This is a genomic window from Blastopirellula marina DSM 3645 (assembly GCF_000153105.1).
GTDB classification, from domain to species: Bacteria; Planctomycetota; Planctomycetia; order Pirellulales; family Pirellulaceae; genus Blastopirellula; species Blastopirellula marina.
Map to the genome: position 1 here is coordinate 335,680 of NZ_CH672377.1, position 11,205 is coordinate 346,884.

11 protein-coding genes are annotated in these 11,205 nt (G+C 56.7%); 3 read left to right on the forward strand and 8 right to left on the reverse strand.

The annotated features are described in order from the left end of the window. Positions 1 to 62 precede the first annotated feature (62 nt). From DSM3645_RS20455 to DSM3645_RS20490, 8 genes are all read right to left on the reverse strand, one after another. Positions 63 to 266 (reverse strand): hypothetical protein, encoded by a 204-nt coding sequence (locus tag DSM3645_RS20455; protein ID WP_002654462.1) that lies wholly within the window; start codon positions 264 to 266, stop codon positions 63 to 65. Between the two features lie 164 nt (positions 267 to 430). Continuing rightward, on the reverse strand, positions 431 to 1,426 hold the full coding sequence (locus DSM3645_RS20460) for a hypothetical protein (protein ID WP_002654463.1): 996 nt from the start codon (positions 1,424 to 1,426) through the stop codon (positions 431 to 433). A 120-nt stretch (positions 1,427 to 1,546) separates the two neighbouring features. After that, positions 1,547 to 2,071: a CBS domain-containing protein gene (locus tag DSM3645_RS20465; protein WP_002654464.1), complete on the reverse strand. Its 525-nt coding sequence runs from the start codon at positions 2,069 to 2,071 to the stop codon at positions 1,547 to 1,549. A gap of 17 nt (positions 2,072 to 2,088) precedes the next feature. Continuing rightward, positions 2,089 to 3,108, reverse strand: coding sequence for a 2-oxoacid:ferredoxin oxidoreductase subunit beta (locus tag DSM3645_RS20470; RefSeq protein ID WP_002654465.1), 1,020 nt, complete (start codon positions 3,106 to 3,108; stop codon positions 2,089 to 2,091). 71 nt (positions 3,109 to 3,179) lie between these two features. Next, positions 3,180 to 5,045 (reverse strand): 2-oxoacid:acceptor oxidoreductase subunit alpha, encoded by a 1,866-nt coding sequence (locus tag DSM3645_RS20475; RefSeq protein ID WP_002654466.1) that lies wholly within the window; start codon positions 5,043 to 5,045, stop codon positions 3,180 to 3,182. 131 nt (positions 5,046 to 5,176) lie between these two features. Then, entirely contained in the window at positions 5,177 to 5,641 is a 465-nt protein-coding gene (locus tag DSM3645_RS20480) for a CBS domain-containing protein (RefSeq protein ID WP_002654467.1), read from the reverse strand. Between the two features lie 326 nt (positions 5,642 to 5,967). Next, entirely contained in the window at positions 5,968 to 6,840 is an 873-nt protein-coding gene (locus tag DSM3645_RS20485) for a hypothetical protein (RefSeq protein WP_002654468.1), read from the reverse strand. 24 nt (positions 6,841 to 6,864) lie between these two features. Next, the gene (locus tag DSM3645_RS20490; protein WP_002654469.1) at positions 6,865 to 7,701 is read right to left on the reverse strand and encodes an alpha/beta hydrolase; all 837 of its coding nucleotides are present in this window, start codon (positions 7,699 to 7,701) and stop codon (positions 6,865 to 6,867) included. 183 nt (positions 7,702 to 7,884) lie between these two features. Here DSM3645_RS20490 and DSM3645_RS20495 point away from each other — a divergent pair, with 183 nt between their 5' ends. From DSM3645_RS20495 to DSM3645_RS20505, 3 genes are all read left to right on the forward strand, one after another. Continuing rightward, entirely contained in the window at positions 7,885 to 9,090 is a 1,206-nt protein-coding gene (locus tag DSM3645_RS20495; protein WP_002654470.1) for a bifunctional 3,4-dihydroxy-2-butanone-4-phosphate synthase/GTP cyclohydrolase II, read from the forward strand. A gap of 156 nt (positions 9,091 to 9,246) precedes the next feature. Beyond that, on the forward strand, positions 9,247 to 10,323 hold the full coding sequence (locus DSM3645_RS20500; RefSeq protein WP_040352887.1) for a hypothetical protein: 1,077 nt from the start codon (positions 9,247 to 9,249) through the stop codon (positions 10,321 to 10,323). A 327-nt stretch (positions 10,324 to 10,650) separates the two neighbouring features. After that, positions 10,651 to 11,118: a hypothetical protein gene (locus DSM3645_RS20505; protein WP_002654472.1), complete on the forward strand. Its 468-nt coding sequence runs from the start codon at positions 10,651 to 10,653 to the stop codon at positions 11,116 to 11,118. The last annotated feature ends 87 nt before the right edge of the window (positions 11,119 to 11,205 follow it).

An 11,205-nucleotide genomic window follows, 5' to 3' on the forward strand; every position in this document is an offset into this window, starting at 1 on the left:
AAATTCGGACCTGACCCCGTTTTTTCTCGATGTCGGCATTTGACGGGCCTGTCGCTCTGGCCTTACGTATTCATCCGTTTCGGAATCGTGAACGAATAGAGAATGACCACCGCGCCGGTCGACATCATGCTCCACGGCGCCCAAGCCGGCGGAGTGACGCTGCGCGATCCCCCGTCGCTAATCATGCTGGCGGTATCGACCACCAGGCATTCAGTGCCAACGATGATCAGTGTGATGCCCAAAGCTAAGAAAAACGATCGCCACATGGCTGCTATTCCTTCATTACCGACCGCCTGAGAGAAATTCCGGTTTCCTCTTCTTGTTTATCGGAGCGCAGCAGGCAAAAGCATGCTACGCAGCTAGCGAGCCGCTACAGGCGGCGCCGCTGAAAAGATCGGCGCATGCGGAACAACTGGATATTCTGGCGCGACTACTCGTTCACCCACACGCGGGCAACTTGGGTCACTTGAAACTTGCTGGTATCCGCCGTCGTTTGCAAAACCAGTTTGTAGAGCCCGCCCGCTTTTTCACAAGAGACGACCGTGGCCGAGATTGCATCGGCCGACGGCTCGAGACTGGGGTCGGTCGGCGCAACTTGCACTGTGACCGGCGCCGACTTCGCTTTTTTCTTGCCGGTCAGCAAAGTCTCGGCCAGTTCAGACCCTTCGCGGAACAACATCAGTTCCAGCGCTGCGCCTTCAACTCGATCGACATAGCCAGGCAAACCTTCTTTGGCCATGCGCTGCGAATGGACGGCGACCTGCTTATCGCGAAACGCTTCGAGACTCTCATCATCGAGAAACACGTGCCAAGCGACGCGACTTTGTCCCTTACCAATTCCATGCGTTTTGGCGCGCAGCTTGTCGCCCAGTTTGATATCGGCGAATGCGGCCGGTTTGCCTGCTTTCCAAAACTTGGTCTCCTTGTCCGTGTCTAGAAAGAGTCCCTCTTGGCGAACGAAGCTCTTGTCCGCTTTGGCCCAAGTGAAACCGATTCGCCCGTTCTCCGGATCGAGACTCTCGACAATGTAATACTCCTTGTGCCCGCGGAGCATGTTCATTTCGTCCTGGATATACGTGAGCCAGTACCATTCGCCTTGCTCGTTGACATGCAAACGAAAAATGGCACGCTCGCCGATCTGAAAATCGCTCAGCTCTCCATTCGTCGCGTGATGCAACATTTCGGCATACGGCATAACGGCGAACCGATAGATCGCGTCCTCCCCTTCGGCTCGAAACGTTCCGGTGCGCGTGGCCAGATCGACGCTCACGAGTTCGCCCCAAATCCGGCGCATCTTCTCGGTGGGGATAATCACTTTGCCCGGCGTAATGGCGCGAACCGTCGCCGCTTCTTCCGCATGGACAATCGACAAAGAGGGCAAAAGACCGATCGCTAGCAGCAATCCAAGCAGGGGCAAGCGGGACATGGGGCACACTCGGAAAGGGTGAAGCGGAGGGAGACTTGCGGGCAAGGCGAACGGGGCCGGGACCGCCTCTGAATGAAGACGATCATAAACCAAAATTCGAAGTAAATCGAGAAAAACTTCCTAGCCCGACAATTCCGCTTCAGCAATCCGATCGGTCAAATATCGCAGCAGATCGCGGATCGAGATCACCGCTTTCACGCGTCCTTCGTCATCGACCACCGGCAAATGACGATAGTGACCCACGTCCATTTGGTGCACGGCGAACGTGATCGGCGTGTTTTTGTCGACCGATTGCGGGTCAGGAGTCATGAAGTGGGAAATCGGCGTCGATAGATGGTCGCGGTAATCGGGACCGAGCCGCAGCAGTGCGTCCCGTTCGCTGAAGATGCCGATGGGGCGATGATGATCGTCCGTGATAACGACCGCGCCAATCGCATTGGTCGACAGGACGGTCAACACGTCCCCTAACGGAGCATCGGGCGAAGAGGTCAGCGGAGTTCGCATCGGCAACTGCGCAATCACGTCCCGTCGCAGCGCCGCTTCGACGCTGCTTTTCGGAACCATCTCTTGAGAGAGGGATTGTCCGCATGCTTCGCATTGGTCGACCCCCTCGAAATTGGTCGCACCGCAAGCCTGACAGATCATATTCTATTCCGTTTTCTCTATTCTACCGTCCAGGTATCGCCAGAGCGAAAGAGCTTATCCAAGTCTCCTTCTCCCTTTTCGGCTCGCGCTTGAGCGACCTGTTCGTTTAAAAGTTCGTCATACCGAGGAGCATCGACGCAACGCAACACGCCGATCGGCTCGGGAAATTCAGGATATCGCATCCGACTTAGCAAGTAGGCGAGCGTCGGCTCTGGGGCTAGTTCGTCATGAAACAGCAGGTCGTCTTCGGTAATGCCTTTACCCAGTTCGACCACTTCTGGCTGCATGCCGTTTAAGCGAATCCCCTTGTCTCTATTCTTACCAAAAATCAGCGGCTTGCCATGCTCGATTTCGATGATATTGTCCGACTTCACCGATTTGTCGGTCGCATACTTGTAGGCGCCGTCGTTGAACACATTGCAGTTTTGATAAACCTCGACAAACGAGACTCCTGGGTGTTCGGCGGCTCGCTTCAGCGTATCCGCCAGGTGTTTGATATGCACGTCGATCGACCGCGCGACAAAGGTCGCTTCGCAGCCGATCGCCAGCGACAGGGGATTCATCGGATTATCGATCGCCCCCATCGGCGTACTTTTGGTGATCTTGCCCAATTCCGAAGTCGGCGAATATTGCCCTTTGGTGAGCCCGTATATTCGATTATTGAACAAAATAATGTTCAAGTTTACGTTACGGCGAACGACATGCATAAAATGATTGCCGCCGATGCTGAGCGCATCACCGTCGCCGGTGATGACAAAGACGTGCAGATCAGGACGGCAACTCTTGATGCCGGTGGCGAAAGCGGGAGCGCGTCCATGAATGCTGTGCATGCCGTACGTGTTCATGTAGTACGGAAAGCGACTGCTGCAGCCGATCCCAGAGACGAAGACCGTTTTCTCACGCGGCCACGCCAGGGCGGCCATCACTTTTTTCATCTGCGCAAGAATCGAATAGTCGCCGCAACCGGGGCACCAGCGAACATCCTGATCGCTGCCGAAATCGCCAGGCTTGAGCACGGGTAGTTCGACGGGAGCCATGATTCAAATTCCTTGAGGATTTTGTCTGCTGTGCGTTGTTTTGTGCATCGTCAAATCAAAGTCGAGCGCCGTTACGGCAACAGCGATTCCGCTTTGTCGATGATCTCGGCGACCTGAAACGGTTTGCCTTGCACTTTGTTCAGGCCGATGGTGTCGATCAAAAATTGGTTGCGAATCAACATCGACAGTTGTCCCATGTTCAGCTCGGGAATGAGCACCTTCTTAAAGCTACGCAGGATCTCGCCCAAATTGGCCGGGAACGGATTGAGCCACCGGAGATGCGCATGGCTGACCTTGTGCCCTTCGGCTTGGAGTCGCGTTACCGCCGTGCGACACGATCCGTAGGGTCCGCCCCAGCTAAGCACCAACAAGTCGCCGGCCGGATCCCCCATCACCTCTTGATCGCCGATCACTTGGGCGACATTGGCCACTTTTTGCGCCCGGGTGTCGGTCATGTGCTGATGGTTGATTGGATCGTAGCTGACGTTGCCGGTCCCATCCGCTTTTTCTAAACCGCCGACGCGATGCATCAACCCAGGCGTGCCGGGGATCGCCCAAGGCCGAGCGAGCAGCTCGTCACGTTCGTACGCCAAAAACGGTTTGCCGTTGGTCGGCGCTTCGGGATGGGTGATCGGAATCGGCTTGAGATCTTGATAGTTGACGATGCGCCACGGTTCGGACCCATTCGCCAAATAGCCGTCGCTGAGGATCATGACCGGCGTCATAAACCGCGCGGCGACGCGCCATGCTTCAATCGCAACTTCAAAACAATCGGCCGGACTGCGAGCCGATATCACCGGCAGCGGGCATTCGCCGTTGCGGCCAAACATCACCTGTAACAGGTCCGCTTGCTCCGTTTTGGTAGGAAGTCCGGTGCTTGGTCCGCCGCGCTGCACGTTCACGACCAACAGCGGCAATTCCAGCATGACCGCCAGGCCCATCGCTTCTCCTTTGAGCGCGATCCCTGGTCCGCTCGACGTGGTCAGCGCCATGTGTCCTGAATAAGCGGCGCCGATCGCCGAGCAGATCGCCGCGATTTCGTCTTCGGCCTGAAACGTCCGCACGCCGAAGTTTTTGTAGCGGCTCAGTTCATGCAAAATATCACTGGCCGGCGTGATCGGATAAGAACCGAGAAACAACTCTTTTCCGCTCAACTTGGCCGCCGTCATCAAACCCCAAGCCAGCGCCTGGTTGCCGGTCATATTGCGATACGTGCCGGGAGACAGTTTTGCTTTATCGACCGAAAACGAGCTGACGAAAGCATCGGTCGTTTCGCCATAATTGCGACCGGCGGCGAGGGCGCGACGGTTCGCTTCGGCGATGGCCGGCAGCTTTTTGAACTTCAAATCGATAAATCGCCGCGTCGGTTCCAGCGATCGTCCATAGAGCCAAAACGCCAGTCCCATGGCGAAAAAGTTGCGGCAGCGGTCCGCTTCTTTTTGACTCAGATCAAGCCCGTCGACGGCGCGGCGCGTCATGTCGGTCATCGGAACCTGAAACAGTTGATACGAATCGAGCGTCTCGTCATCGAGCGGATTGTCGTCGTACCCAGCTTGTTCGAGCGATTTTTTATCAAACGCGTCCGAGTTGGCGATCAGCACGCCGCCTGACTTGAGGTCGGCGATGTTCGTTTTCAAAGCGGCCGGGTTCATCGCGATCAGCGCGTCGACCGTTTCACCCGGCGTGTAAATGTCGGTCGACGAGAAATGGACCTGAAAGCCGGAGACGCCGGCGAGCGTACCGCGCGGAGCGCGAATCTCGGCGGGAAAGTCGGGAAAGGTGGCGACGTCGTTGCCGGCGAGCGCCGAAGTGTTGGTCAACTGGGTTCCGGCGAGTTGCATTCCGTCGCCAGAATCGCCGCAAAAGCGGACAGTCGCTTCTTCAATCTTCAAAACTGCTTTGGAGTGATCAGTTTCGCTTTCAAATTCGGTGGACATGGTTCGCCTTGCCGCTGTGCCTGTTGGTTGTCCTCTTCACGATATTATTCCGTTCTGGGTCGCCGGAAGCAAAAATGCGCCGCAGCGGAATCTTCAGAACGGGCGCTGACGAAGAATACGATTGCTGGCCTTTATGCTCCTTCGCGCTCCGCCGAACTTCGCTCTGTCGGCGGCAAGTTGTAAACCGCTTCGGGGAAGTGTTCGACAAGATAGTGCAGCACGCCGGCTGCGGTGATCATGCCAACTGGTTGACCGTTGGCGTCGACCAAAGGCAACCGACGATGACCGCCGGCCGCCATTTTTTTGATCGCGGTCGCGACGTTCTCGCAGCGCCGGGCTAAGACGACGCTGCGTTTCATCCGCTGGGAAATCGGCTCGGTCAGATCCGCCTGTTGAGCCATCAACTGCAGCACGTCCCGCTCTGTAAAAATGCCGGTCATGTGACTCGCTTTGGTGACCAGTACGGCTCCCACTTTTTGCTCACGCATTTTCTGTAAGACAGCGGCGAGCGACTCGGACTCATCGACCTTGAGAGGAGCGACGGGATGCAGTTGCGTCACCGACTCGGTCGTGAGATGTAGCTGAAACCCGGTCATAGTGATCCGCTCTGCCAAAGGTATTTGGCATGTCGCGATCGCGTCCAAGACGCAGCTTGCCTTGCAGGCGATCCTAACCACGCGTTGCTCGGTGAGACGGCGGCGAGTCTTGTCTTTTTTACTCTTCGTAGTCCGAAACGCTCGCGAGGGAAATGCGGTTCGCAACTTCGATCCGCATTGGAATTGCTATGCGATTTTCCCTCGCTCGCACGGCCGGTTACGAAGAGAAATTTGGGCCGTCGCTTCTCCTTGGGCGCTTATTATAACACTAGCTATTCTAGTTCATAACCGAAGAATCCGCCCATTTAACACCGCATTAACATAAATTAATCTGCCAAACCGTGGCCGGGCGGTTTGTTTTTGCCTTCTGGATGGGCGTAAAATTTGCTCAGATCGAATCCGCCCTTTTGATCTTCCTCGAGCAGCTTCAAACGCTGCTCGACGGCGATCAACCGCTGGGCCAGATTGTGCACCAGATCATCCGCTTCGACATGCTTTTTCGGTTTGGGAACCGACGGGTACTTTAGCTGCCGCTGCAGCGCCGAGAAAAGCAATAAGGGATCTTTCTTGCGGTTCGCGAGTGCGATGCGTCCTTCGCGGGCGCCAAAAATCGGCGGTTCGTCCGGCATGGTCGCTTTGCGGCGGAGCGACTGCTGCTCGACGTAATACTCGCTCCGCACATAGATCAGATCGGCCAAATCGATCATGCCGATCCGGCGCCGCAGCGCTTGCAGAAAATTGCGCCAGTTTTCGTCAAAGATGGGATCGCCGGCCATTGCTTCCAAGCCGGGATCGTACTTCAAGCGATGTCGACAAAGAACTTCAAATTGATAGACGAACATCGCGGCCGGCGACGCTTCCGCCGCGCGAAACTCAGCTTCGAGTTTTAAGATTTCGAGCGCGATGCGAAAGTCAAAACGGCCGCGTTCATCTTCCGCCGCGGCGATGAGAAAAGTTTGAAACGGGGCAAAATAGTGCGACAAACGTTGCATCGCCGAGTGAAACAAACCCAAATGGCGCAGCTCAGCCTTCAGAAAATCGATCGCCATCGGCAACTTCGTGGTCGCAAGGACCTCTTCTCGCACCGACTGCAAGATCTCCTGCAGCGGGGCGTTCTCTTCGATCTTTTCGCGCATCGACTGAAAGAAAAAGGCCTGTTCGATGTACTCTTCGCTTGGAAGCAGCGGAGTTTGCGTCATAGATCGGTCGGCCGCACGAAGGCGTTAGGGTTTGTTGGCCGCAGTCGTCTGCAGCACTTCATCTAAGAATTTTACTGCTTCTTGCCGTGCCTGGGCACTCAGGAACGAGCCGATATGGCTCGCTTGGTCTAATTCGCACAGCCGCGCGTCGCAACCGGCTTGATCCAGCGCCGTGCACATCGCCTTCACGCCGGCCAGGGGTACAAGACTATCGGCGGTTCCATGAAAAAAGAACATCGGCGGCGACTGGGCCGAGACAAACTTGGCGGGAGAAGCCTGACGATAAACGTCGGGGATCGCAGCACGAGTCCCGCCCAGAAAGTAGGCGAGTCGAGCGCTGGTCAACGGTTCCAGCGTAAAATCGCATGGCGTTCCGCCGGCGACCACGGCGCAAAGCCCTTGCGCCGGATCCGTCGCCGTCATCGCGGTCAGGCAAATCAGGTGAGCGCCGGCCGAGTAGCCGTAGCCGACGATCTGCTTGGGGTCGATGTGATACTGGTCCGCATGGCCACGGAGCCAAGCGAGCGCCATCCGGCAATCTTCTAGTTGGGCGGGAAACTTGTGAGCCGGCGCCAAGCGATAGCCGATCGACGCGACGCAGTAACCGTGCCGGGCCAGTTGCAGCGCATGTATCGCCATCCGGCTCCGATCTCCAGCCAACCAGGCTCCGCCGTGGACCATCAAGACGCCCGGGAATGGACCATCCCCTTGCGGCAGATAGAGATCGACCTTCAGATCTTCCCCCCCAGGGGAAGCGTAAACGACATCGGTGATAATTTGCACCGGCTGTTCGGCTTGGGCGATTTTTCCGAAAAAGAGGCTCGCTAAAGCCAAAATCGCAACCATCTTCCCTCGGTTCATTCTGCATGACTCCCTGCTAGGGCGATTCGCCTATAATGCACAGGTAAAGTTCGCCTGACGCTATTATTAACCGCAGGCAAGCGACGACGTAACGGTTTTGCGTCCCAGGCATCGCATATTTTCGAAGCAATGCCCACGCCGCAAGCGCGACTCTTTTGACGATTCCAACCTTAGGTAACTAGCGTGTCCCATCGTTTTTCATCGGTTCAATCGGCGGTCGACGCGATCAGCCGTGGCGAAATAGTGATCGTCGTAGATGCGGAAGACCGCGAAAATGAGGGGGACTTTGTCGCGGCGGCCGAGAAAATTACGCCGGAATCAGTCAATTTTATGATCACGCATGGCCGTGGAATGCTGTGCGCACCGGTTTTGCCCGACGTCTGCCAGCGGTTGGATCTGCATCCGATCGTCGAAACGAACAACGCACCGCTGCAAACTTCGTTCATCACGCCGGTCGATCATCACACCAGCAAAACCGGCATCACCGCCAAAGAACGCTCTGACACCATCCAGGCTCTCGCCGATCCGCAGACCACGGTCGACGATTTTGTGCGACCTGGACACGTCTACCCGCTGTTGGCGAAAGAGGGGGGCGTGCTGCGTCGCGCCGGTCATACCGAGGCCTCGGTTGATCTGGCCCGTATGGCGGGACTTCGCCCGGCCGGCGTGCTATGCGAGATCCTGGACGAAGCCGGCGATCGAGCCGATCGAGATCAACTGATCGAATTGGCCGAGAAGTTCAAGCTCGAAATCATTTCGATCGAGCAATTGATCGCCCACCGCCGCGTGAACGAAAAACTAGTCTCGCGCGCCGCCGAAGCCGACCTGCCGACCAAATATGGCCAATTCAAAATCATTGTCTATTCCGTCGAATACGAGACGCAAGAGCCGGTCGTGTTGATCTTCGGTGAGCCGGAAAAGCAAGAACGACCGTTGGTTCGGCTCCACTCAAGTTGCTTTACCGGAGACTTGATCAGCTCGCTCCGCTGCGACTGCGGCGATCAGCTGCAGATGGCGCTCGAAACGATCAGCAAAGAAGGTCACGGAGCACTGGTCTACTTGCCGCAAGAGGGACGCGGCATCGGTCTGACGCAAAAGATTCGCGCCTATGGGCTGCAAGACCACGGGCTCGATACGGTCGAAGCGAATCATGCTCTCGGTTTCAAAGCCGACATGCGCGACTACGGCATCGGTATTCAGATCTTGAAAGACATCGGCCTGCGTCAAATCAGACTGTTGACCAACAATCCGAAAAAGACCGACGCATTTATCTACGGCGGGTTCGACCTGGAAGTCGTTGATCAGGTCCCGATGGCGTCGCCCGTCAATGAGTTCAACGAGAAGTATCTCGCGACCAAACGAGACAAAATGGGTCACACCCTGCCGTAGCGACAGGCGCAGCGCCGGTCGCAACCAAGATTCGGATCGCAACGATTGGGTCATCGAAAACGTTGCGAAAAGAGAACGTCGACGGCGGCGCGGGGTGATTTTGCATCGCATAGTTGGGGTAGGACGCTTTCTTCCCCTCCTGATTTGGCATTTGCGATGCGCACTCTTTCCCTCCTGCTGCTAATCGCCGTCGGTTCGAGCGCCAGCGCCTCGGCTCGCACTGCGCCGCAAACGCTCGACATGGGTCGCGCGTTGATCGCCGCAGCGGCGGAAGCCGAGGAAGAGGCCAGTCCCTCGAAGTCGGCGGAAGTAGTCGCGCGCTTTCAATTTTTGCGTGAGCAGATTAAGAGCCAGCGTCCGGATGACTGGGCCGAGCTATTATGGGAAGATCGCGCCGTCTGGCTCTTTCACGCACTCCATCGCGAAATCCTCACGGGTCGTTTCGACGCCAAAGCTTCGGCCATCTCCAGTGCTTTGTCTGGCGGCGATTTCAATTGCGTTAGCGGCACCATTTTGTATGTCGCGCTGGCCGATTCGCTCGACTTGCCGGTGATTCCGCGCCAAATCGAAGGGCATGTCTGGTGCCGCATCAACGCCGCCCAGCCGATCGACATCGAGTCAACTTGTCCCCAATGGTTTGAATTGTCCGCAGCGATGCGCCGCGGAGCCCCCGGCATCGAAGCCGGTTCGGCCGCCGCTCCGCTTCCACGACAAGCGCTGGTCGCCAAGCTGTACTATAATCGCGCCGTCGATCATTTGGAGCGACGCAACTTCTCGGTTGCCGTTGAGCTACTGAATAAAACGCTCGCACTCGATCCCAGCGACGCCGCCGCCGCACAAAACTTGTTGGCCGCAAAAAACAACTGGGCCGTCGAACTGGCGCAACAATCCCAGTACGAACAGGCCGAACAACTGCTAGACGAAGTGGCGCTCGCGGCGCCCAACTATGGTCCGCTGTTGGCCAATCGCCGGCATATCCGGATCTTGAAAGTCCGCTCGACGTTGGCGGCAGGTCAGTTCTCCGGCGCGCTGGAAGCAGCCGTTCTCGAAGATCAGCAGTACCAACGCCAGTTGCGTTTTGAAGTCTACGAGGCCTGGCTCACGTCGCTAGTAAAAGCAGGCAGCGCCGACGAAGCCCAACGCGTGCTGGCGACCGCCGAAGTCGAATTTGAAAACGACTGGCGCGCCTCGGTCCGGTTGCAACGGTTGTTACGATCACCGGCCGCAACGTAAAAATATCGGCATTCGTTATTTGCTTACCGGTCGATTTCAACCTATCCATTGATCTGTAGGCGCATCGATCGCCATTCGTGATCGACGACTCCGACTCGACGATATCGATCAATCCGTTGCGTTTGCGACGTTACTTGTCTCCATACCCTCATCGCTTCCTCACTATTCTCCCCGCCAATTCACCTTCCGCGGTGCGCTCGCTAGCCGTCCACCTGGGTTAGTAGAGCGTTGACGAGCTGCTGAGTACTCATCCTTCGTGAGTCGCCGCACATGCTATAGGGCAGGATGTGCGACGGTTTGCGTGAACTGTGGAGAGCCAATAGAACCATGGAACTGTCGACTTCCGATCTTTCGACGTCTGCGTTCACGTCTGCGCCGCTCAAGGTCAACTTGAACGAGCACGAGGCCGAAGTGCGCGTGCAGGTAAGGTCGATCATCGGCGCTACAGGCAAAAGCGCGCGACTCGCCTATGCCGATCGACGACGTGATCAGCGATATCCATTTCCCAATTTGCTCTATCTAACGCCGGTCGATCGCCAGGGAGAACCATTGGTCGAGCAGACCGTGGTCGTGGTCGGTAAGACTTTGACCGAACGCGGACTTGATTTCTATCATCAGCAGCCGATTACGCATCGCCGCGTGATTGTGACCGTCGAGACGCCCAACGGTTACGCCGCCAGTTTCCTAGTGGATCTCACTTGGTGCCGCTACACCAAACAAGGCTGGTATGACAACGGCGGGCGATTTTTGAATACGGCGCCCTGCCCGTTTCCTGACGGTATTCCCGTCCTTTAATCCACGACGAAGCGCCCTGCGCAGAAAAAAAGAGCGAGTCTTTCCGTGAGAGAAGACTCGCTCTTTTCGTATCTCCAAAAGCGGAGG

Coding starts and splice junctions, on each gene's coding strand:
- DSM3645_RS20455 (WP_002654462.1), bottom strand. CDS start 266: ATGTGGCGATCGTTTTTCTTAGCTTTGGGCATCACACTGATCATCGTT.
- DSM3645_RS20460 (WP_002654463.1), bottom strand. CDS start 1,426: ATGTCCCGCTTGCCCCTGCTTGGATTGCTGCTAGCGATCGGTCTTTTG.
- DSM3645_RS20465 (WP_002654464.1), bottom strand. CDS start 2,071: ATGATCTGTCAGGCTTGCGGTGCGACCAATTTCGAGGGGGTCGACCAA.
- DSM3645_RS20470 (WP_002654465.1), bottom strand. CDS start 3,108: ATGGCTCCCGTCGAACTACCCGTGCTCAAGCCTGGCGATTTCGGCAGC.
- DSM3645_RS20475 (WP_002654466.1), bottom strand. CDS start 5,045: ATGTCCACCGAATTTGAAAGCGAAACTGATCACTCCAAAGCAGTTTTG.
- DSM3645_RS20480 (WP_002654467.1), bottom strand. CDS start 5,641: ATGACCGGGTTTCAGCTACATCTCACGACCGAGTCGGTGACGCAACTG.
- DSM3645_RS20485 (WP_002654468.1), bottom strand. CDS start 6,840: ATGACGCAAACTCCGCTGCTTCCAAGCGAAGAGTACATCGAACAGGCC.
- DSM3645_RS20490 (WP_002654469.1), bottom strand. CDS start 7,701: ATGAACCGAGGGAAGATGGTTGCGATTTTGGCTTTAGCGAGCCTCTTT.
- DSM3645_RS20500 (WP_040352887.1), top strand. CDS start 9,247: ATGCGCACTCTTTCCCTCCTGCTGCTAATCGCCGTCGGTTCGAGCGCC.
- DSM3645_RS20505 (WP_002654472.1), top strand. CDS start 10,651: ATGGAACTGTCGACTTCCGATCTTTCGACGTCTGCGTTCACGTCTGCG.